17 protein-coding genes and 1 pseudogene are annotated in these 23698 nt (G+C 56.1%); 3 read left to right on the forward strand and 15 right to left on the reverse strand.

All coding sequences use genetic code 11. The features are described 5' to 3' along the window. Positions 1–63: 63 nt before the first annotated feature. From rapZ to CSQ86_RS05000, 10 genes are all read right to left on the reverse strand, one after another. Positions 64–1020, reverse strand: a complete 957-nt coding sequence (gene rapZ / locus CSQ86_RS04955) for an RNase adapter RapZ (protein ID WP_100493999.1) — start codon at positions 1018–1020, stop codon at positions 64–66. Further along, positions 1020–1988 carry a shikimate dehydrogenase family protein gene (locus tag CSQ86_RS04960; protein WP_100494000.1) on the reverse strand — a complete coding sequence of 323 codons (969 nt, stop codon included), beginning with the start codon at positions 1986–1988 and terminating at the stop codon, positions 1020–1022. The genes rapZ and CSQ86_RS04960 overlap by 1 nt, the downstream gene beginning before the upstream one ends. Before the next feature lie 107 nt (positions 1989–2095). Continuing rightward, the gene (gene uvrC / locus CSQ86_RS04965) at positions 2096–4414 is read right to left on the reverse strand and encodes an excinuclease ABC subunit UvrC (protein ID WP_100494001.1); all 2319 of its coding nucleotides are present in this window, start codon (positions 4412–4414) and stop codon (positions 2096–2098) included. Between the two features lie 140 nt (positions 4415–4554). Beyond that, a complete protein-coding gene (gene uvrA / locus CSQ86_RS04970; RefSeq protein ID WP_100494002.1) occupies positions 4555–7584 on the reverse strand; it encodes an excinuclease ABC subunit UvrA in 3030 nt (1009 codons plus the stop codon). A gap of 205 nt (positions 7585–7789) precedes the next feature. Then, entirely contained in the window at positions 7790–9016 is a 1227-nt protein-coding gene (locus CSQ86_RS04975) for an MFS transporter (RefSeq protein WP_207761554.1), read from the reverse strand. Positions 9017–9167: 151 nt separating this feature from the next. After that, a complete protein-coding gene (locus CSQ86_RS04980; RefSeq protein ID WP_100494003.1) occupies positions 9168–9863 on the reverse strand; it encodes an SOS response-associated peptidase in 696 nt (231 codons plus the stop codon). Positions 9864–9910: 47 nt separating this feature from the next. Then, positions 9911–10210, reverse strand: coding sequence for a DUF2316 family protein (locus CSQ86_RS04985; RefSeq protein ID WP_100494004.1), 300 nt, complete (start codon positions 10208–10210; stop codon positions 9911–9913). A gap of 103 nt (positions 10211–10313) precedes the next feature. Next, a complete protein-coding gene (locus tag CSQ86_RS04990; protein WP_100494005.1) occupies positions 10314–10802 on the reverse strand; it encodes a GNAT family N-acetyltransferase in 489 nt (162 codons plus the stop codon). Beyond that, positions 10799–11743 (reverse strand): EamA family transporter, encoded by a 945-nt coding sequence (locus CSQ86_RS04995; protein WP_243387622.1) that lies wholly within the window; start codon positions 11741–11743, stop codon positions 10799–10801. The genes CSQ86_RS04990 and CSQ86_RS04995 overlap by 4 nt, the downstream gene beginning before the upstream one ends. 64 nt (positions 11744–11807) lie before the next feature. Further along, positions 11808–12200 (reverse strand): VOC family protein, encoded by a 393-nt coding sequence (locus CSQ86_RS05000; RefSeq protein ID WP_100494006.1) that lies wholly within the window; start codon positions 12198–12200, stop codon positions 11808–11810. A 302-nt stretch (positions 12201–12502) separates the two neighbouring features. Between CSQ86_RS05000 and CSQ86_RS05005 the strand changes: the two genes are divergently transcribed. The 3 genes from CSQ86_RS05005 to CSQ86_RS05015 all read left to right on the forward strand — a co-directional run bounded on the left by CSQ86_RS05005 (position 12503) and on the right by CSQ86_RS05015 (position 16154). Then, a complete protein-coding gene (locus tag CSQ86_RS05005) occupies positions 12503–13462 on the forward strand; it encodes an aldo/keto reductase (protein ID WP_100494007.1) in 960 nt (319 codons plus the stop codon). A gap of 364 nt (positions 13463–13826) precedes the next feature. Then, positions 13827–15143, forward strand: coding sequence for an MFS transporter (locus CSQ86_RS05010; protein ID WP_100494008.1), 1317 nt, complete (start codon positions 13827–13829; stop codon positions 15141–15143). A 132-nt stretch (positions 15144–15275) separates the two neighbouring features. Next, positions 15276–16154, forward strand: a complete 879-nt coding sequence (locus CSQ86_RS05015; protein WP_100494009.1) for a nucleoside triphosphate pyrophosphohydrolase — start codon at positions 15276–15278, stop codon at positions 16152–16154. Between the two features lie 21 nt (positions 16155–16175). Here the strand turns inward: CSQ86_RS05015 and CSQ86_RS05020 are convergent. From CSQ86_RS05020 to CSQ86_RS05040, 5 genes and pseudogenes are all read right to left on the reverse strand, one after another. After that, positions 16176–16520: pseudogene (locus CSQ86_RS05020) on the reverse strand (pyridoxamine 5'-phosphate oxidase family protein); the annotation flags it as partial. After that, positions 16504–20049 (reverse strand): ATP-binding protein, encoded by a 3546-nt coding sequence (locus tag CSQ86_RS05025; protein ID WP_100494010.1) that lies wholly within the window; start codon positions 20047–20049, stop codon positions 16504–16506. The pseudogene CSQ86_RS05020 and the gene CSQ86_RS05025, both read right to left, overlap by 17 nt. A gap of 2 nt (positions 20050–20051) precedes the next feature. Continuing rightward, positions 20052–20873, reverse strand: a complete 822-nt coding sequence (locus tag CSQ86_RS05030) for a DUF4194 domain-containing protein (RefSeq protein WP_240542312.1) — start codon at positions 20871–20873, stop codon at positions 20052–20054. A 2-nt stretch (positions 20874–20875) separates the two neighbouring features. Beyond that, positions 20876–22429: a DUF3375 domain-containing protein gene (locus tag CSQ86_RS05035; RefSeq protein WP_100494012.1), complete on the reverse strand. Its 1554-nt coding sequence runs from the start codon at positions 22427–22429 to the stop codon at positions 20876–20878. A 60-nt stretch (positions 22430–22489) separates the two neighbouring features. Beyond that, positions 22490–23689 (reverse strand): ABC transporter permease, encoded by a 1200-nt coding sequence (locus tag CSQ86_RS05040; protein ID WP_165773750.1) that lies wholly within the window; start codon positions 23687–23689, stop codon positions 22490–22492. Positions 23690–23698 lie beyond the last annotated feature (9 nt).

The following is a 23698-nucleotide window of genomic DNA, read 5'->3' on the forward strand; positions in this document are numbered from 1 at the left end:
CTCGTGGACAAGCGAACCCGTTCGATAGGGTTTTCGGGCATCGCTTTCTCGCAGTGTGGTCACTCAGGATGAGTGATGTTTGTGCTGCTCCCTTGCGGAAACAGTGACTTTCAGCCCATGAGCTCGAAGCCTGCGAGCTAACTCCTCACTCATGGCGACTGAACGATGCTGACCACCTGTGCAGCCGATGGCAATAGTCACGAAATGCTTATCCTCGCGTGCGTAGCCTTCCAGCGCGGTTTCGATGGCTTTTTCGTAAGCGTCTAGAAATTCCGTGGCGCCTTTGCTGGAAAGCACGTAATCGGCAACCGGTTTGTCGTGTCCGGTGAGTTCTCGCAAACTCGGCACCCAGAATGGATTGGGCAGGAATCGAACGTCGGCAACGAAATCGGCATCGATGGGGGTGCCGTATTTGAATCCGAAGCTGAAGATGTGTACGGCCACAGTGGTCGGACCGGAGCCAAGCATCGTCTCGTACAGTTTGGTGGATAGCTGATGAATGCTGAGCGCACTGGTGTCGATGACCCAGTCGGCACGTTCCTTCAGATTGCTCAGCAGATGGCGTTCCTCCAAAATGCCATCGATCAGACGGTTACCGTGCTGTAATGGATGCGGTCGACGCACGGATTCATACCGCTTGATCAGCACGTCGTTACTGGCATCGAGGAACAGGATGCGGGTTTTGACGCCAAGGTCATCCAAATGGCTTAATACGGCGGCCAAATCATCGAAATAGCTGCGGGAGCGCACATCGATGACTGCGGCAAGCTTATGGATGCCACTATCGGAACCTGATGTGGTCATCATGTCTACAAGCGGCACCAACAGCTTAGGCGGCAGGTTGTCGACCACATACCAGCCCATATCCTCCACGGTCCCTGCAGCACGAGAACGCCCTGCACCGGACATGCCGGTGATGAGCAATACTTCGAACGCATCAGCCGGGTTCGGCTGGTCCGTTGCATTCGTATGTGCGGATTCGGACTGCTTGCTGGCAGGATTCGGTGTTTGTAAATCCATCACAAAGCCTCCTCAAGTGCGTTACGCATGGCAATTTCCAGCTGATCGTCTTCCGTGGTGGTGTCTTGGAGGCGCTTATCCGCGTCACTTGGCGGATCGTTATCCCAGATACCGGTCATGAGCAGTACTTGAATAAGAGCTTGGTACAGCAGCATTCCCTCACCGCCAATAGCATTGCCGCCATGCGCACGCCAAGCGGTCATGAGTTGCGTGGGACGCGGATCGTACACCACATCCAGCAGGAGGCCGGTCAGTGTCGCTTGAGACGTGCTAATGCCCGTAGCGATACCATCAGCGGCATGACCGGGAATCGTATTAATCACATATATGGATTCCTGAGCGGCTGCGAGCAAAGCCTCTTCGTCGGCAATATTGATTTCGCTATATGGTGCCGCTGTGGCGATATAGCGTTCAGCCAAGGGCCGCAGCGCTGTGTTCTTCCCCGGATGGCGTGCCGCAATGGTCACGTGTCCGATTTCCGACATCATGCTTAATGCCGCCAATGCCGAAGTGGCGGTATTACCATTGCCGATGATCAACGCTTTGCCAGCTCGATTCGGCTGATGATGGAGGGCAAGTTCGCGATTGGCATGATCAAATGCCAATTGAATGCCAACGACATCGGTGTTGTACAACTTGATATCTGGCTTGCCATGCGGCCATGCCGGGTCATCAGTTGTATTGGACCAATCGAACACCGCGGTGTTGGCCACCTTCAGTTCTCGCGCCCAAAGGTTTGTTGGAACACCATAGGGCTGAATGGTTCGTTTCAGCGGCATGGTCAGACTGAGACCAGCCCAAGACGAATCCAAGGACTTAAGGAAAGCATCAAGATCGCCTTCGTCGACTTCATGCTTGTCATAGAACCAGTCATCCAGATGTAATGCCTTATATGCCGCATTATGAAGTACAGGTGAGAGTGAATGTGCAATCGGTCTGCCAAGCACCGCGCAACGATGGTTGATCATTTCCCCTCCTTCGACTGCTCTCCATGCTAGCTGAAGTTATAGGCAGATGCGGTTACGTCATAAGAAAACATACCGTTGTGCAGGGTTTGTTGCGTTGTATCGGGAACTCATACGTTTTCCGATGCGGTTGCATCAGCAACATGCAGCGCCTGATATAACGCCTCGGCCTTCGCTTTGCCGATACCGTTGACTTTCATGAAATCGTCTACAGTGGCTTCTCGCATGGCTTTGACGGAACCGAAATGATTGAGCAGCCGCTTCTGGTAGCTTTCGCCGATTCCCGGGATCTCATCCAGCGCACTGCGTAAGGCACCTTTACGCCGCTGCTGACGATGATAGGTGATGGCGAATCGATGCGATTCGTCGCGCACTCGTTGCAATAGGTACATGCCCTCGGATTGGCGCTTCAAGATAATCGGGTAATCATCGTCCGGCACCCAGACCTCTTCCAATCGTTTGGCTAGTCCGCATACGGCGACATCATCTACTCCGCAATCCTTAAGTGCCTTCGCTGCGGCCATGACCTGCGGCTTGCCGCCATCGACCACAACAAGATTTGGCTTGTAGGCGAAGTGATGACGATCAGTGTTCTGCTGCACGGTTTCAGCAGGCTGCTTATTGATTTCGGCATTGGCCGTAGCTGCTGCTTTGGCTGCTGCAACCCGATGCTCGGCGTCCATGCTCTCGCCGGAATCTCCAGCAATATTGCCGTGTTTGAACCTACGGGTGAGCGTTTCATAGAGCGCCGATAAATCATCCACTGCACCTTTGCCATCCTTGCCACGAATAGCAAAGCGGCGGTATTCGGACTTTTTGGCGATTGCATCCTCGAACACCACCATTGAAGCCACCTGGAAGGCGCCGCCGACGGTGTTGGAGATGTCGTAGCACTCGATGCGCAGCGGAGCCTCATCGAGGAACAGCGCTTTGGCCACATCATTCATGGCCTGTGTACGAGCGCCCATATCCGAGATACGGCTGAGCTTGCTGCGCTGCAACGCCTGGTTGGCGTTTTCATTGGCACGGTCCATCAGCTGTTTTTTGTCGCCGCGTGAAGCCATGCGAATGCTGACCGCTCCCCCGCGTAAACCAGTCAGCCAATCCTCCAGTTCTGCTTGGCGACTTGGCTCGATGGGCACGATGATTTCACGCGGCACGGGTGCAATGGGCGCCAACAGATCTGCACGTCCGGTAACTTCCTGACGATTGTTGCGCTCACGGGTCGCTTTAGCCCGGGCGACGGCATCGGTTGCGGTGATGGTTTGCGTGGAACCAATGGCTTCGCGTTGTTCTTGTATAGATGCTGCTCCCCTATTGACCTGTTTGGCCTTCGGCTTGCTCGCGGCCGCATCCGAATACACCTGTACAATCAGATCGGCCATCAAATCGCCGTCGGAGATATCTTCGACTCGTTCCACGCTCCAGTTGCGTTCGCCGCGAATGGCACCTGCGCGCACATAGAACGCGTGCACGGAGGCTTCCAGTTCGTCTGTGGCGAAGCCGAATACGTCGGCATCCACATCCTGATCGAAAACGACGGCATTCTGCTGCACCACGGTTTCCAGCATCTGAATCTGGTCACGCAGGCGAGCGGCTTTCTCGAATTCCAGCTCAGCGCTGGCTTCTTTCATTTCTCGTGTCAGCTGTGCGATATATGAACGACCGAGACGCCCAGTCATGACGCCTACCAATTGTTCAGCGAGCTTGCGGTGCTCTGCGGGGGCAATCTTACCGATGCAAGGAGCGGAACATTTGCCAATCGAAGCAAACAGGCATGGGCGTCCTGTCAATTCAGCTTTGTGAAAAACGTTAGGCGTACAGGTGCGTACGGGGAATGTGCGCAGCAGCCTATCTAGGCTATGACGTAGTTCCCAGACCTTCGCATATGGTCCGAAATATCGGGTATCCCGGCGTTTGCGTGAACGTGTGACCCAGACGCGTGGAATCCGCTCCCCTGTGCTGACCGCCAGATATGGATAGGTTTTATCGTCACGGAATTGCACGTTGAACCGCGGGTCAAACTCCTTGATCCACGTGTATTCCAACGTCAACGATTCCAGCTCAGTACCCACCACTGTCCATTCGAGACTTCTGGCGGTGAGCACCATCGTTTGCGTGCGCGGATGCAGAAGGTATAGCGGCTGGAAATAATTGGTCAGGCGATTACGCAGGTTCTTTGCCTTGCCCACATAAATGACTCGGCCCTCACCATCGCGCCATTTGTAGACGCCTGGTTTCGCTGGGATATCCGATGTCTTTGGACGGAACAGATCACGCGAATCACCGAGCAGTGGAGCGCCATTCGCATTGACCGGCGCTTCCACTCCGCTTTCAACCGCTGCACTGCTGGTCGTGCTCTCTGCTATCAATGCCGAAGCGGTCTTCCGCCATTCATCCGGACTATGCCGTTCAATATCGTTCGTCATAACCCTTCCTTGCTCCGGATTGTTGCTGATGGGAGGTGTGGGCTGGGGTGAGTGTTGTAAGACCGTAAGCTTGGCCGAACGGCCTTGAGTGTGTCGCACAACACTCACCCCAGCCCACAGCGGTCAACTCAAATCGAGGTTCACAGCATTGGTTTAAGGAACTTGCCGGTCCAGGACTCGGCGCATTCAGCCACCTGCTCTGGCGTACCTTGCGTGACGATGGTACCGCCTCCATCGCCGCCTTCAGGCCCCAGGTCAATCAGCCAATCCGCTTCCTTAATCACATCGAGATTATGTTCGATGACAATCACCGTATTGCCCTTATCGACCAAAGACTGCAGCATCTTGAGCAACTTGTTGACGTCTTCGAAGTGCAGACCGGTGGTCGGCTCGTCCAGGATATAGACGGTTTTACCGTCCGAACGACGTTGCAGTTCAGTGGCGAGTTTCACGCGCTGTGATTCACCACCGGAAAGTGTTGGAGCGGGTTGTCCCAATCGAATATAGCCAAGTCCCACATCCACCAAGGTTTTCAGATAACGGGAGATACCGGTGTATGCCTTGAAGAAGTCAGCGGCCTCTTCAATGGGCATATCGAGAATGTCGGAAACGGTTTTCCCGTTGTATTTCACTTCAAGGGTTTCACGGTTGTAGCGTTTGCCATGGCATGTTTCGCATTCCACGTACACGTCCGGCAGGAAGTTCATCTCGATCTTCAGCGTGCCATCACCATGGCAGGCTTCACATCGACCGCCTTTGACGTTGAAACTGAAACGGCCGGGACCATAGCCACGTACCTGTGCTTCCGGCGTCTTGGCGAAAAGCGTACGGATCTTATCCCACACGCCGGTGTACGTGGCGGGATTGGACCGTGGCGTACGACCGATCGGGTTCTGGTCCACGTGGATCACCTTGCGCACCTGGTCCACGCCTTCGACGCGCGTATGCTTGCCTGGCACGATGCGAGCACCGTTGAGCTTGTCGGCAAGCACCGGGTACAGAATCGTGTTCACCAAGGAGGATTTGCCGGAGCCGGAAACACCGGTGACCACGGTGAAGACACCAAGCGGGAAGCTCACGTTGATGTTCTTCAAGTTGTTCTCACGGGCGCCTACCACTTTAAGCATCTTGGTCTTATTGACTTTGCGCCGATGGGTCGGCACGGCGATTTCACGGCGGTGCGCGATGTAATCGCCGGTAATGGAGCGCTTGGCTTCGATCAAATGCTTTGCAGGGCCTGAGTAGATGACCTCGCCACCGTGTTCGCCGGCACCTGGGCCGATATCCACCAGCCAGTCGGCCTGACGAATCGTGTCTTCATCATGTTCGACCACAATCAGCGTATTGCCGAGGTCGCGCAGATGATGCAAGGTCTCGATCAGACGTTCGTTGTCGCGTTGATGCAGACCGATGGACGGCTCGTCGAGCACGTACATGACGCCGACCAAGCCAGAGCCGATTTGCGTGGCCAAACGGATACGCTGCGCCTCGCCGCCGGAAAGCGTGGCTGCCGCACGGGACAGTGTCAGATAGTCGAGACCGACATCGTTGAGGAAACCAAGACGGGCCTTGATTTCCTTCAAGACTTCGCCGGCAATCAATTGCGCCGAACCTTCGAGTTTCAGTCCATTGACCCATTCGAGCTCACGGACCACCGGCATATCGCAAACATCGAAAATGGATTTGCCGTTCACGGTAACCGAAAGTACTTCCGGCTTCAAACGGCGGCCATGGCACACCTGGCATGGCACTTCACGCATGTAGGACTCGTAATATTCGCGCATGGACTGCGAATCGGTTTCATCATGGCGACGCATCAACGTGCGTACCACGCCCTCGAATCCGGTGGAGTATTCGCGCAGACGGCCCCAACGATTGCGGTAGGAAACATCCACCTTGAAGTCGTGACCGTAGAGAATGTCGTGCTTGACATCCTCCGGCAAATCCTTCCATGGGGTCTTCATCGAGAAACCCATCTCCCGGGCCAGACCTTCGAGCACATGACCGTAATACTGGGAGGTCATCTTCGTGTTGCTCCACGGTTCGATGACACCTTCAGCCAGTGACTTCTCCGGGTCGGAGATTACAAGTTCCGGGTCGATTTCCAGTTTGAACCCAAGACCGGTGCACGCCGGGCATGCGCCATAGGGGGCGTTGAAGGAGAAGGTACGTGGCTCGATTTCGTCGAGCTCCAAGGTGTGCCCGTTCGGGCAGCTGCGATGTTCGGAGAATGGTCGGCGGCGGGTCGGAGAGCCCGCTTCTTCGTCCACGAAATCGATGACGATGCTGCCGTTGGCCAGTTTCAGTGCGGTTTCCACTGAATCGGTCAAGCGCTGACGAATACCGTCCTTGATTACCAGACGGTCCACCACCACTTCGATGGTGTGCTTCTTCTGCTTGGTAAGCTTGATGTCTTCCGAGAGCTGCTTCATCTCGCCGTCGATCAATGCACGCGCATAGCCGTCGGAGCGCAGCAATTCCAGCATATCCACGAACTCACCCTTACGGCCTTTGGCCACTGGTGCGAGAATCTGGAATCGCGTGCGTTCAGGATAACCCAGCAGCGTATCAACGATCTGTTGCGGGGTCTGCGAAGCCACTGGTTCGCCGCATTCCGGGCAGTGTGGAACACCGGTACGTGCAAACAGCAATCGCAGATAATCGTAGATTTCGGTAATCGTGCCCACAGTGGATCGTGGGTTGCGATTCGTGGTTTTCTGGTCGATGGATACGGCCGGGCTCAGTCCTTCGATGAAGTCGACGTCGGGCTTGTCCATCTGTCCTAGGAACTGACGTGCATAGGCGGACAGGGACTCCACATAGCGACGTTGGCCTTCGGCGAACAGGGTATCGAAGGCGAGCGAGGATTTGCCGGAACCCGACAAACCAGTAAACACCACCATGCGATTACGAGGAATCGCCAAGTCAACATTCTTCAGGTTATGCTCGCGCGCACCCTGGATCGTAATCTTCAAGTCGTTGGGAATATGGGAGATATCAGCCACCAGCGAACCGTCATGCTCGATAAGTGGGGCTTTTTTGATTTCGCGGCTCAGAAATGAGTCACTGGTCATCACTTTTTCTACGATGACCTCGCCGTTCTTGCCTTTTCCGGCTTTCACTCCCCCAGCCGTGCGCTTTGTGCCAGTCTGCGCTGCCGCCACCGCAATCCCGCCTTCCTATGCGTGCATACATGAGTACCAAACCAAGGCACCAATTGATATCAATCTGCCCCAAGAATACCCGAACACCAGACTACAGTCGAACGCTTGTTCGATGGCGTGTTCAAAACGTAGATGCATGCCAAACGTACAAAAAAGGCCTCGGACAATACCTCCGAGGCCTTAGTGAATCATTGAGAATTATGCGTAGCGCTTACTCGAGTGCAATGCCCTTCTTCTCAGGGATGAAGAACATCGTGATGAACGCGATGATGTAAATGGATGCGACGGCAGCCAGCGCGAAGCCGAATCCATGGCCGGTGGCGATGGCTGCGATAACGACCGGGCCCAGACCGCCGCCGATGAAACGACCGGTGTTGTACAGGGCGGTTTGTGCGGTGGCGCGCAGTTCGGTCGGGAACAGCTCGGAAATCAGTGCACCGTAGCCACCGATCATACCGTTTGCGAACATGCCCATGAAGAAGCCGCCTACCAGCAATGCGGTCGGATCCTTCAACTGGCTGTAAATCACCACCATGATGGCGGCACCGATTTGGAAGATCCAGAATGCCGGACGACGACCAAGATGGTCGGCGAGGAAGCCGAACACGGAGATGCCAAGCATCATGCCGAGCACGGTGACGGCGGTCCAGATGCCGGTGGAGGTCAGGGACAGGTTCAGTTCGGTGTTGAGGTAGCTGGGCAGCCAGGTCATGATGCCGAAGTAACCGCAGTTTTGCACAGTGCACAGGATGATGATGGCGATGGAGAAACGCACGCGTTCCGGCGTGGAGAACAGCTGACGGATGGAGCCATGTTCCTTGGCGGTTTGGCGGTGCTTCAAATACAGCGGCGGTTCAGGTACGAACACGCGGATGAAGATGGCCACAATAGCCGGGACGATGCCGATGGCGAACAGGCCACGCCATCCAAAGGCGGTCAGAATCGGAGCGCTCAGCAGGGAGGCCAGCAGTACACCCACTTGGAAGCCAAGACCGACGCCGGAAGTCGCCTTGGCGCGGTTTTCCGGGCTGGATGCTTCTGCGGCGATGGCCATGCCGATGCCGAATTCAGCGCCGATGCCTACGCCGGCGAGGAAGCGGAACAATGCCATCAGGAAGAAGTTCGGCGCAAACGCGGAGAACAGCGTGAATACGCCGAAGAAAACCACTGAATAGGTCAGCACGCGAATGCGGCCGTACTTATCTGCCATGCGTCCGAACACGAGGCCGCCCAGGAAGGCGCCGGCCAACGTGATGGTGGTCAGTGTGCTTGCCGTGGTCTTGTCGATGTTGAAGCTGGCCATGATGCCGGACATCGCGAAGCCCGGAATCATCAGATCAAGGCCGTCGAGCGCGTGCCCGACCGCCGAGGAGAATACTGCCAGGCCGGCGTAATGCTTCATGCCGCTGGCCTTATCCACCGTTTCCTTTTCTGCCATGAACATGGCTATCCCTCCGCTCTTCTCGTTACGGTTCGGCGGAAGATTGTAATAGATAAGGCGAACAGACGGTGAACGAGGTATGTCGAATCGTCTGTTCTGACTTACCGATCCATGCAGCACCGCAGCTGTTCATCAACAGATTTACACGTCAGAATAGGCTAGGCGTATGCATTTGCCGCAATGGGCGAATCAGCTTATGCCCATTATCGGTTGGACCGAATGCGGCAACCTCATGAAAGGCGAGGTTGCGGGAAATCTCGACACCGCGTTTCTGTATATCCGGAATCAATGAAGCACCATCGACTGAGCGATCAAGCCATGCATCGGTGAAATCGTGCGACACAAGCACCGGCATACGGTCATGAACCGTGGCAGGGCCGTCCACAGCCTGGCAGGTGAGTATCGTCGCGGTCAACAGCCACGGGGATTGCCCTTCTCTCCACCACGAAAACAATCCGGCCAGATACAGTGTTGCGTCATCCGGTGCGTGAAAATAATACGGCCGGCGACCGTGAAATTCGTAGTACCCGGAAGCGGGAATGATCGCTCGCATTGACCTGGCGGAATCCGCGAACGTAGGCCTGTTGCAAGCCGATTCGACGCGGGCGTTGTATGTGGGGTATGTCAGTTCTTTACTGTTGTTCCATGCCGGAATCAATGACCAATATGCGTTGGCCAGATGACGCCGTCCATCCTTCCCCTGCGCCACAATGCCAATGCTCTTTTTGGGTGTGATGTTGTACGACGGCTGCGGGAGTTCGGCGGGGTCCGAATCGTCCTTATCCACGCTGAATTGCTCCGCAATCGCATCCCAATCCAAGTCAGCCGCAAAACACCTGCACATAGCGTGAAGCATACCATCGCGTAATTCGCGAGTGGGTTCTTGGTCTGTCAGTCCAATCTGTTCGCATCGATGATTCGGTCATCAAGGAACCAGTAATCGTGCGGGTCACCACGCAATGCAGTGAATGGCACCGGCTCCACATTAGCGGCGGCTGCCTTGTCAAGCAGATAACGGCGTACGATCCACGGATATTCCAGCACACCGGACTTGAGCTCGATGATATTCGTAACGGTCGCACCGGAAACTCCGAAATCCGCGCCGATCTGTTCCGCAGTCAATCCAAGCAAAGCCATATTCTCACGGAATTCACGTATGGTCGCCATACGTTGCTCAGTAGTCAAAGACATGTCACACTTCCCCCTCTTATCAGTGCAAGATTCGGTATACAATTTACTTTCGAATTATGCGCACAGCAACATACCGGTTTACTGCATGGATAAGAATGAATTATCAGTAGTTGGTCATTTCGAGTTCCGGCCCCATGTCTTCGGTTTGGGTGCGGCCGGTCTCGTGGAAGCCGATATGCCGATAGAAACCTTGTGCGTTGTCGTTGAACCCAGCGACCCAAAGCACGAGCCGGTCGTTACCGATGGCCTGTTTCCCGGCTTCGACCAGCATGCGTCCGACGCCCCGCCGATGCCGGTCGGCCAGCACGTACAATGAGGCCAGTTCCGTCGCCTCGGGACGATCGGCCGGAGGGCGTGGGGATCGCAGCAGTTCGGCGAATCCGATCACATGATCGTCGTCAAGCGCCACCAGCATGACCTGATTAGGGTCCTTGGCGTGAGCCTCGGTGAGCCTCAACGCGAACTGCGGTGTGATGATATCCACGATCTCCTGTGGGATATGCCCCTGATTGAGTTCCCTCCATGTACGGGATTGCACCTGCGCCTTCTCCTCGAACCATCGAGGTTCAATCGGAGCAATGCGAATTATCATTCCGTCTCTCTTTCATTTTCATTGTGGTTCAGAGGGACAGGATTCTTGGAGGATACTTCATTGGCTTCTCCGTTCGCGCCATTGCCTCCGGATGCCCATATGAGAAGGGCTCCAGCGAAAGAAACAACGATAATGCCGGACACAGCCATAAGTGTGATTGTTTGTCGTAGAATCAACGCGGCGATAACCACGCTCATAGCCGGGTCGATGGAAAACAGCGTACCAACCACACGAGCTGATGTGATGCGTCCCGACAGTGTGTCCATCGTGTAGGGAATCACTACACCTAACGCGGCCGAAGCAGCGATAATGCCCCATTGGGAGGGCGTCACATGCGTGGCGTGACCGATAGATATCGGTAACGTGGCGAGAGCGGCCACCGTGACGGACAGGGAGAGCCCGTCCAACCCACTGCCTGACTTGCCGACCTTGTCGGCGAACAATGTATAAAGGCCGAAGCAGAAAGCCGACCCTAGCGCGAACAGGTAGCCAGTCGGGTTGAAGTAGCCGCCCGGCGTGAATGAGATCAATCCAACACCCGCCAGCGCGACTATCGCGCACAGGCCTTCGCGCCAGTGATGCGAACCAGCTAGGGCGACCACGCAGGGGCCGAGGAATTCCAAAGTGACGGCCACACCCATCGGGATGCGGTCGATGGCCGAATACAGGCAAATGTTCATCGCCGCCATCGCCAGCCCATAGACCACGATGCCCAGCCATTCGCCTTTCGACCTGCCGGTCAATTTCGGACGAACCAGAGCAAGCATGACGATTGCGGCAACGAGCATGCGCATTGAACTGACCGGAATTGGTTTCAACGCATCGAACAATGATGCCGACAGTGAAGACGAAGTCTGTATGCCGAGAGAACCGACCATCACCATGACAGCCGCAGCCACCACGCGGCCACGTTCAGAGCGTAGTATTTGAAGCTTCTGCAATATTCCCCCTCCAATCGTGAATGCCCCCACTATCACGCGTCACCAATGATACTATTCAGCTTTCTCATCGCTTCTCGAACCAGCCGGACCAGTCGACTACGGCCTCGATATTATTGCCGTCCGGATCCAGCACGAACGCCGAATAGTAGCCGGGATGGTAAGGCCTAGGCCCAGGCGCGCCATTGTCCCGGCCACCAGCTGCTAGCGCGGCTTGATAGAACGCCTCTACGGCTTCATGATCGGGGGCGAGGAACGCGATATGGGTGACCGGCGAGGATTCCGCATCATCCATCGGTGAAACATAGAAATCGGAGTGGGGTGTGCCATCGTTCACGCCGAAGCCGATTGTCGGTTCGTGATGCGCTTTGGCGATGTATCCCAGTGGCGCGAGCGCCTTTTCATAGAACGCGATGCTGCGTTCAATATCTTTTACATGTAACGTGATGTGGTCCAACATGACTGTCACTGTACGCGGCGGTGTTTGAAGACGCATGTGTGGCGTGTTTGCAACTAATCAACGGACAGTCTGCATTGGTGTAACGCCTTAGTACATGGATAGTGGTCACCTTCAGGCTGGTACTTTGTTGACCGCATTCGCGAGGTTTTATCAGCCGGCAGAGGAACGGCTCGCGCATGAACGGCCTGCTGCGTGACAATGATGGGGACGTGAGGCACGGGCGAAGCAAGGATGGCGGCATGCCGGCCGTTCGACCGTGGGACGTCGCAACAATTCCATACGTTGTGTGAAGGGATGACATCATGGCTGATCAGCGTGTGAAGATTGGCGACAGCGATCTGGAGGTGTTCCCGCTGGTTTTGGGTGGCAACACGTTCGGTTGGACGAGCGACGAGGCGACCAGCCGCAAGGTTTTGGATTCCTATGTGGAAGCCGGCGGCAACTTCATCGACACCGCCGACGTGTATTCGGCGTGGGCTCCGGGCAATGCGGGTGGTGAGTCCGAGATTATCCTCGGTCGCTGGCTAGCCGTGCGCGGCCATCGCGACCAAGTGGTCATCGCCACGAAGGTGAGCGAGCACCCGCAGTACAAGGGCCTTACACATGACAACGTGATCGCCGCGGCGAATGAGTCGCTGCTGCGTCTCGGCGTCGATACGATCGATCTGTACTACGCGCACTTCGATGACAAGAGCACGCCGCTTGAGGAGACCGCAGCCGCGTTCGACGAGCTTGTCAAGGCCGGCAAGATTCGCGCGATTGGCCTGTCGAACTATACGGCCGACCGTATCGAGGAATGGTTCAGCATTGCCCGCGAACACGGCTATGCGCTGCCGGTCGCCTTGGAGCCGCACTACAACCTCGTGACTCGCGGCAACTACGAGCGTACGCTTGCGCCGGTCGCCGCACGTGAGAATCTCGCCGTGTTCCCGTACTTCTCGCTGGCCGCTGGCTTCCTGACCGGCAAGTACCGTTCAGCAGCCGACGCGGAAGGCAAGGCGCGTCAGGGCATGGTCGCCGACTATCTCAATACCGACGGTTTCGCTGTGGTCGATGCGCTTGACGCGGTGGCCAAAGCGCACGGTGTGGCAATTGCCACGGTCGCGCTAGCCTGGCTGCGCCATCGTCCGCAGGTTGCTGGCCCGATCGCTTCCGTACGTACGCCCGAACAACTGCCGGCGCTGCTCGATTCCGTGGACCTCAATCTGACGGATGATGAAATCGCCGCACTCGACAAAGCATCTGAACCGTTCGCTAAGTAACGCCGCGATGGTTGGAAACGAAGGGCACAACATCGACGTTGTGCCCTTCGTCAGTGGGCTATCATAAGTAAATAGAAGCGTTGCGGGAACGGTCAGTGGAGACTCCCCGCGACGGATCCATCATTATCAGTCATAGGAGACTTGCATGTACGTCGTTCTGGAATCGTTCGCATACGACTAAGCGGATTGACGGTTCTTTTTCACGTCGCTCCCCTATCGCTGCGAGCTAATTAAGGCTCGCGCGATATGTCGTTATGCCTGATTTCCGAACGTTCCCATGAACGTGATTTGCGATTGTCATAATCAGCCGTAATCCGATGGGCTATCGCATGCCGTTCATAGCAGTCATGAAACGAGTTTCACCATGAACACCGATATCCACTCGCCCAATCATCCCGTTGCCAAGTCCGCGCACAATTCTCGTTCACTATGGTGTTTGTCCGCATACCGCAACTGGTTCATTGCCGATACAGCCGACGTGTTCGCAGTCAGTTTGCGAACATTTGTCATACCGCTGATTGGTCTCGCCCTGTCCGGCTCGACTTTTATCTCGGGGTTACTGGTCACCATCGAATCCGCTATAGGGCTGGTACTTATGTCGATTGGTGGCGCAATAGCCGATCGTCACGACCGTAGACGGTTAATGATTCTGCTCGGTCTTATCGGCATGGTCTTATCTGCTGCACCGACTGTTCTTCTCGCTTTCGACATAATGAATACAACAGCATTCATGCTGTTTGTCATTTTGTTCGCCGTGATGAACGGTCTGTTGGGGCCTTCCAACGATGCCATGCTCAAATCAATCGTACCGATGGAACGATTCGCCAAAGCACAGGCAATACGCGAGGCGCGCGAATCCTGCGTCGAACTATCCAGTGGCGCGATTGGCGGATTATTGTATAGGATTGCCGTCTGGTTCCCGTTCCTCGCATCCACAGTGCTTTATCTGGCAGCGGCCCTCACCACATTGGCATTGCCGAGGAAGACGGCAGTCGTAACCGAGAACGGACCATCAGATCAGCAAACTGACAGTAGCGCAACGACAAATCCGCCATTTCTCGACCAGTTCATTGAAGGTTGGCAATGGACGCTGACCAGACGAACGGTTCTTGCAACCATCATTCAAGGCGCGGTCATCAACGTCGCCTGCTACGGAAGCATCATTGGCGTGCAAATCATGCTCGCATCACGCGGCACAGACGCTGCACTCATCGGCCTAGTGAGCACAGCCACAGGCATTGCCGCATTGATTGGTTCGCTTGCCGCCGGTTGGCTGGTCGAACATATTCCGACCGGCAAACTCATCATGCTCACTTTTACCGTGTTCACGCTTGCGATGATTCCTCTGCTGTTTGCCGATTCATACATCGTAATCGTCGCATGTATGGTGGCTGCCTCCCTACTGTTCCCGGCACTTAATGCCGGTGAACTCGGGTTCATCTACGGACGGACGCCGGATGATATGCAAGGAAGAGTGTCTACCGTATTCGAGACTGCAATCGGTGTCCCCGGCGCTTTGACGCCCGCACTGGTCGGCTGGCTGTTGCAAACACCTCAGTTTGGTTTCCAAGCGGTCATGATGCTGGTTGTTGTCTGTTCGGGCGTTGGTCTGCTGCTTGCTTGCATCACTCCAACGCGGAATATCCCGCTGCCGGCGCAGTGGGAACAAGCTGAGCTTTAAGGCAAAAGTTTTATTGTCATCCATTGCTATCTTTGGGCAATGGATGACAATGAACGTGGAACCCCGATACATTGCCATAATTGGTATGTCTAGAGCAGGCAGATTCACGGTTCGAATGAAAAGGAAAACAACATGGGTAGCAGTACAGAGGGCAACCAGGAACAGACTTCGAATGCACAACGCGGATATTGTCTGCCAACTGGCTTTGAACGGTGCTCGAAGCTGAAACCAGTCGCACAGGCTTCGAGTGCGTTGGAGCGGGTCAAGGCCATTGTGGACATCCTGTATTCGCCGGGTGGCTGTCCTTGGGATGGCAAGCAGACGAATCGTTCGCTTCTTAAGCCATTACTTGAAGAGACCTATGAGTATGTAGATGCAGTTGAAACGAACGACAGGGATAACATGCGCGAAGAACTGGGCGACGTGTTGCTGCAGTCGGTGTTTCAAGCACGGGTATGTGCTGCCGACCTCACCGATCCGTTCGATATTGACGAGGTGGCCGATCGTCTGGTGAACAAACTCATTACCCGCCATCCGCACGTCTTCGAGCCTGATGATGACGCTGATGATGCAGAAAATGAGGCGCAAGTCAATGAGTCTACGCTTTCCACGGAGGAGACACTCGCTCTGTGGGAACGGATGAAACAGCAGGAGAAGCATCGCAAGTCCGTACTCGAAGGCATTTCACACGCACAAGGTGCGTTGCCTCGTGCCGCCAAAGTGGTTTCTCGCATCATGAAATCAGTGCACAAGGATGAACTACTCACCGTATTTGATGATGCAATCAAGACGAATAATGCTCAGTACTACAATGAAGAAGCCATATCGGATTCACCAATCACAACGAATCCTTCTCATTCGAAGGCCTCGATTTATGCCGACGAAATCCTCGCCATTGTACGTCATGCTCAATCTGAAGGAATCGACATCGAAGCTGCGTTACGCAATCGACTGCGTGACGCAGAAACCGTCATCGTCTCGCATGAGCAAAAACTTGACGACGAAGCATGATTATTGTTAGAAAGCGCTCCGCTATGTAAGCCGTTGAGTATGCGCATGGTTCGGTTTAGCGTGTACTTTTGCCGTTAACCGGGTCGCTTCGATTTTCCAGACTGTAACGGCATTGACCTGTGCATCGGTGAATTCGACGTGTGGCATGTGCGCTTGATGTGCCATAAGCAGCTGTAATCCACGCCGACGTTCCTCGATATCGTCCACAATCGAGGCGATTCCATTGCCGATTACCGAGGTAAAAGCCTCACCCCAATTGCAGGCCATGCGGCCTTCGATGACCTCGCAGTCAGCCCGCATGGCGAACGATACCGGCAGACGATTGTTTGCAGCACGGATGGCGTCAAGTTTACGCCATCCATGCGGATATTGATTGCGACGCTTCAGTCGTATTCATGTCCTCTTCGTCCAGACCGTCCAGGCTGGCTTCGCGCAGGGAGGTGAGGCCGGTGTCGGGATCTTTGTAGGTCACGTAGGCCTTGGTGGATACCTCGAGGATCTCACTGGTCTTGCTTTCCGGAGCGGAGACGATGACTTGGAAACCGAGACGCGGCAGCACACTCAACGCACGCTGCGTGTACCGACCATCCGCCTTGATCAACGCTTCGTCAAGGAACAGTGTGGTGTAACTTGGCTTCAACCGGTTCTCCATGCCGCCGCCAAGCAGATAAATCAGCGCAGCACCATAGACGAACGAAGTGAGCTCCTGCAATGCGCCGCCTGATCGGCCACCGGTCGAGGTAATGCGCTCATCCGGGCCATCCGCGTGATGCACGATGGCGTAGAATGAGGAACGGCATCGCGGGTCAAGATTACGGGCGCCATACTGTTTGATGCCATTGGCATCCTTGACTTGAGCGAGCTCATCCTTCAGCAGCGTAATCATTGGAGCGCACGCGGCAAAAGTACGGCGGGACTCAGTGCGCTTTGCAGCATCATTCACCTCCCCATTCGCGCTTTTCCAATCATTCAAAATGCCGATGGCTCGAGTGAGCTGACTGGAGAACACGCGCTCCGGTCGACGCACATCCGCCTGCAGGGACAGGCTGCCGTGCTTGGGGCCGAATTGTTGGCCTTTGAGCATGGCGTTGATGCGATCGAGCTGGTCGTGGATATCGGTGGCATCCGTATCGATGGCACGTTTGATGGTCAGGAAGCTCATCAGTAACTGTTCAAGGCAACGCTGGTATTCGGCTTCCGTGGCCGTGGTGGCAGCCAGTTGCGTGAGACTTTCGAGCTCATCGAGATAGTAGCGGTAGTCTTCCACGCTGGCGGTGAGCGCGTCATCGTCCGCCGCCCAAATGCCGATATAGGCACTCATCTTCGATTCGACGGCCGTACGTGCGGCATCGGCTTGCGCTTTCAGCATGGTGATGCGCGCATCAATATGCTTGATCATGCCGTCGAGCACGCGTTCGGCGAAATCAGACGAAGCAGCACCAGCGCCAATAATCATATGTGCGCGCATCGCCGCACCTTCCAGGCCGGCGAAGCGATTCTCATAGGCTTCGGCCAGTGCGGCAGCCACATCGTCCGGCATGGTTTGCGCGGCTGAAGATTCCTTACCCGCATGTTCCTCTGTAGCGTACGCATGATGATTCAGCCACAAGAGTGCCGCTTCCACAGCCTGCGAGGCTGATGTTGCAGCCTGTTCGGCTCGCATGCGGCGCTCATCCAATTGCTCCAGTTCAGCGGACAATTCATCCTTGCGCGCGGCAAGTTCGGCGAGCTTGGGATCGTTCTTGATGGAGGCAATAGAAGCTTCGATATCCGCGATGGCCTTGCGCGCTCCATCGATGTCGATGCGCTCCCACGACGTGTAGGCAAGCTGATTGGCGAGTTCGAGTTCGCGATGTAGCTTATCCGACTGCTGCCTGGCTGCTGTGTAATCGTCGTTCGCTTGTTCCAGTGCTTCCTGAGACTGGCTAATCTGCTGCTCAAGACTCTTCAGATAAGCTTCATTGACGAAGCCGATGACCTGTGCGCGATCTTTGATGCCATGTTGGCCGCGTGCACCGGATTTGATCTGACCGTCTGTCTGCACTTGGCGCGTGGAACGGTCGCTGTCATCGATAGCGTTCACGCACAGTGCATCGTAACGTTCGGATTGGGTCTGCGAGCGCAGCCATCCGACGAATGGCGAATCCTCGCGGTAACGCAGTTTGCCGGAGAGCCATTCGTCTTCAGCATGTTCGGATGCTGTGACGTCGGCTCCATCGGCATGTTCATAATCGCGCGTGGTATCCACGAATTGCCATGTGCGTCGGCTCATCGCGTGCGGGTCGATGGTGCTAACTTTTGCGGCGAAGCCTTGTTCGTGGCGCTTATCAACCAGAATGGTTTGCGCGAAAGATCCGTAGGCCACGTTCATGGCGATGCGCCAACGTTCGTCGCCCTCCTTGACATCCATGAGTTCTGCGACATAGGGCAGATCCGTCGGCATGAGTCCGGTGGCGCGAGCCAGCATCGCACGGGTTTCATCCATGTGCTGGGTGATGCGGGTACGTTGGGATTTCTGTCGATCGTAGTCGCGCTGCAGCTTTTCGAGTGTGTCTCGGGCGGCTGCTCGTGTGTTCATGGCCGAAGCGAGCTGTTCCTCGCATTCGCTGATACGTTCATCGTAAGTTCGTTTGAATTCCACGGCGTTGATGCGTCGTTCGGTCCATGCTTGTTCGCTGGCGGGTAGCTGCTCATCTATGGATACGAACGTTTGTTCGATGCGTTTGCGGGTGGATTCGGTCTCCTCCAACGCGCGCTTGGCTTGGCTCAATTCCATTTCGAGTCGGGTGAGATTGCCGCCATCCAATCCTTGCATTTGGCTGCGGATCATGTCGATACGGCTGCGCAGGTTTTCCGCATTGCGTCGCGCATTGCGCGCTTCGGATTCGTAGGCCTGTGCTTCGCTGCGGTCAATAGGCAGCTGTGCGCTGACTTCCGCGCACATGCGCGTCATGGCCCAGTCGCGCAGCGTTTTCGACACTTCCGCAGTGGAATCATCGTTCGACTTCACAATATCGAACATATGTACGCACTGATTGGCTTTGGCATACTCGCCATAGGCGTCCTGAATGCCGTGCAACGCATCCATGCGCTTGGTCTTCTCCTCCATCGCATGGAAGTTCGCATCGTAGCGTTCGTAATCCTCGACCGCGGTGCGTGCGAGTTCCAATGCCTCCGGCACACCAAGTACACCTTGTTTGAAGATGTCGTCGAGCCTAGATGGAGCGTCTGCGGACTGGATCTTATGCAGCAGTCGGCAAGCCTCCTCGCTCAAGCCCATGATCGACCAGATATGACTGTGAAAAGCTTCCGCACTGGGGAAAGTCAGGCAGTCGGGGTAGGTATCGCGCAACTGGCCGGGCGTGAACGGGGATTCGCGGTATTGGTCCATGAGCCTTGGATCGATGGACTTGCCCCAGACCGCGTATTGACGGCGAACATCGGCGCGGCCGTCGCCGGGCTGCAGATAGAGGAATTTGGCGCAGGACAGGATCTGCCCGGAAGTCTGGTTCCGGTAAGTGTCCACGATGGCGCCCCATACCGCCTGCGGCGCGCCGGTCGTCTTGTCCTTGCCACGCAAGTAGATGGGCTCGTCACCGTGCTCGGTGCTGCCAACGCCGATCATGCCTCTCAAATACGTGTAATCGCTGCGCTCGGAGCGCCCGGAGTTGGATGCCTTGTTGAACGGGGTGCCGGTCGGATACAGCAGGGAAATCTGCGCATCCACCAATGTGGATTTACCGGATTCGCTGGCACCGGCGAGCAGGGTCACAGGGAGGGCGGAGTCCGTAGATGGACGGAACTCATGGTAGCCCTCATAGGAACCCCAGTTGACGAGTCTGCGGCTGACCATCATCCAACGGTCGGCGATCATCTGCAGTTCTGCGGCTGCCATCGTCACTCCCCTTCCTTCATAATGCTGTCGGTATCGTTCGCGGCGCCATGCTCATTTTCGACATTGCCAATCGTCGTTTGAGCGTCACCATCTGCAGCATCGAACAATGGTTCGGTAAAGAGGCTTTCGTCTGGGATATCGTCAGTTGATTCATTCGAATCAACATCTGAGGATTCCGCCGATCCGGCATCCATGACATTCGATTCGCTCGAATCAGCCGTATCACCCAGATTCCTCGCTGCAGTATCCAACCAGGTATCAGCCAGTTCACGATCAAGCACCACAGGCACCAGCGGGGTGATAAGATACATGGCTTCATCGTCCAACCGGTTCAGATACCCGTAGGTGATCATCGCGGAGACGATGGCGCTCACCTGCTTCAGCACGCTCTCCTCATCGTTGCGTGAAGCGAGATATCCAGCACCCGAGGCGAGTGCGGCGCGAATCTCCTCGAAGCTCACCAGCCATTCGGACTGGTCGGTTCGCGTGTTCTCATATTCGAGCACGCGAATACGGAGGAACGCGAGCAAGGCCGCCTCCTCGCGTTTCAGGCTGGCTCGGGTTTTCAGGGCACGCAACGCCACATTGTCATTGGCCACTGGAGTGGCGTACATGATGCGGTAGCGTTCGTTGACCACGAGAGCGAGCAGATCGTTGTTGAGCGAGCGTTCCACTGCCTCACGATTGTCGTTGACCAGATCATAGAGTTGCCCGGAAATATAGCGTTCGCGTTTCAAAGCGATGGCGGCCATGCGCGCGTCCGCAGTCATATCGCCGTGGTCGTCTTCAAACAGGGCGTACGGGTTGGCGACTGGTTCGCTCATGCTCATCCTTCCTCCACGATGCTGTCAAGTTCTTCCAATGTTGCCCAAACCGGGCTCGTAATCCAGTCTCTTGGCGTTCCATCCAAGGCGATGCAATGCCAGACCACGCCGGCTGCAGGGCTTGCCGTTGACTCGTCGCTTGGAATTCCGTTTGATGCACTCGCCGCCGGCAGGCTTCCGAGGAATCCGACGATTTCGCTTTCTCGGCGTTCCCTCTCCGGTAGACGATTGAAGCTGGCGGCAACATTGACTGTGCCGTGTTCGATGGCAGGATTGCGGCGAATCAGTTCCACCATGTGCTTGAGGCGCGGGCCTCCGCCTTCGACCATGTCCTTGAGATTGACTTGTGGAACTTGTTGATCGTCAGCGTCCAAGGATTCCAAGCCTGGGGTTTCGGTGTAGGTCATCGAACGTGCCGGACGCATCGGCAGCGGGGCGAACAAGGCACTCGCCGTATCGGTGTCATATGGTCGTGCACTGTCGCCAGCATGGGCTTTCGCATCCGCGTTGAGGCTCACATAGAGTCGGTTCAAGCGGCTCATCATCGTGCGGTAACGCGTATCGGTCTGCTGGCGGACCAGTCGGCTGATGGCCTCGTCGGAGACACGCATCTGATGGCGTACCGCTTCGATACCGTCATAGATGCGGGAAAGCTCGTCTCGAATCTGTCCCAATAGCGCCGCGGACTCCCCTGCCAGGTACGGGGTTTTGGCGATGTCTCGCAAAGCGGAGTCGATCTGCTGGCGGCCTTCGTCGGTGATGATTACTTGGAAGGCGTCTTCGAATCGGCGGCCGGAATCGGATTCGCTGAACGATCGACGGTATTCCTCGTGATACCGGTTCAGGGTTTCATCCACACTCATGTCTCCGGCCTGCATGCGGCGGCGCAACGCATCGCCGTTGTCACGTTCGGTAAGCACCAGTTCGCGCAGATCAATCGGCACGCCGCGCAGCGTGTTATGGATTACGGCAATCACATCCTCCACCTGAGCCTGGCTCAACGTGGCATGCTGTTGGCCCTGTTGGATGCGTTTGATTTCATGCTTGCGTTCCTTAATCTCGCTGTTGAGCAGCCGGACACGTTCGCCGGGGTCAGCGGTCAACTGCATGCGCGCATGTTCGATTTCCATGATGATGCTGTTCGCTTGAGCGCCAGACAATGCGCGGGATTCGTCTTCCAAGCGGCTTAAGGCTTCGATGGCGCGATGTGCGCGGGCGGTGAGCCTGTAGAGGAATCGGTGGGAGACGGCATCATGCGAGTTGGCGAGCCAGGCGTAGTCGCCTTCACCTTCGCGGGTCAGATCGGCGAGAATGCGATGGGCGGCTTCTCCGTAAGACTGGTCTTTCAGTGTGTATTCACCGCTGGAGGCCAGCAGTTCCAGACTGTTTGCGAACCGCTCCTCCACGGTTTCGCGCGGCAGCTCACCGGTCAACGGGTCGAATGCTGCACGCAGTAGTGCCACATACAGCATGGCATGCTGACGCAAAAGAAGACGAAGCACGCCGGTTTCGTAAATCGGCCGCAGACGTTCCATTTCCCGTCTGATATCGCCCATGCGTCTCCTTTGCGTCGTGCCAGAACAACGTATCGACGCTAGCACACTGGGAGGAAAGAACTACTCCCCGCGCAACGCCTCCGTGGGCGTGAGTCTAGCCGCGCGCGATGCCGGATAGAAGCCGGCGATGATGCCGACCAACACTGCGGCACCCCATGCGGCAGGCAATCCAGTCCAATCCAAGGTCAATGGCTGGCTGGCGTTCACAGCAACGCTTATGGCAGTAGCCGCTCCGATTACAACGCCTGCCAGTCCACCGATAGCTGACAATAAAGCCGCCTCAGTAACAAATTGCATGCGAATATTGCCGGGCGTGGCACCGAGCGCACGTCGCAATCCGATTTCTCCGCGTCGTTCCATCACCGTGACGATCATCATGTTCGCGATGCTCATGCCACCCACGGCGAGCGCGATGGCACCGATCATGAGTCCTAACGTGGTGAGCGAGTCATTGGTGGCATTGCGAGCTTGGGACAGGTTCGCCGAAGCCGCAACGGATACGTTGCCTCCGGACAGGTTCGCCGCATGAGCGATGATGCGGCGCAAGGATTCGGCGTTGCCTGGCTTGGTACGCACGTAAATCTGGCTGATCTGCTGTATTGATTCCTTTTGATCGGGATAGTGATTGATCGCCCATTTGGCTCCGATGATGACGGATGAGTTGATAGATTGCGCCTGCGGGGTGGCTTCAAGAATGCCGATGACGCCATACCATTCGTTATCGATGAGAATACGGTCGCCCGGCTGGTTAACGCCGAGCCGATAGGCGGCCTCGGAGCCAAGGACCGCGACCGGCAGGCTTTCATTGTGCGTGTTGATTCCATGACCCTGGCCGAAAGTGGCGTCGACTGCTTGGAGCGCGCCCGGCTTCATAACGGATACGGCAAGGGCGTTGCCGTTCGTCTTGGGGACAAGCTCGTTTTTGAAAACTTGCGCATCCTTGGGTGGGGTGAGGAATACGCCGACTTGTTCAACATCGGGTTGGCGGGCGATGGTGTCAGGCGCATAGGCGGGCAATGGGACGGACTGGCCTGTTGCATCCTGACCGGGGGCAACGACCTGCAGGTTCGCGCCGAGCGCGTCGAGTTGAGCAAGCAGAGCGGCCTGATTGGAGGCGGCGATGCCGGAGAGTGCCACATAGGCGGCGACTCCCAGTGCGATGCCCAGAGAGGCGAGAATGGTACGAGAGACACGGCCCGTGGCGCCAATCCATGCCGTGTGCAGGAGATCGGCCAGACGCGTGACGAAGGGCTTACGCATGGTTATCTC

The organism is Bifidobacterium felsineum, from assembly GCF_002802915.1.
GTDB lineage: Bacteria > Actinomycetota > Actinomycetes > Actinomycetales > Bifidobacteriaceae > Bifidobacterium > Bifidobacterium felsineum.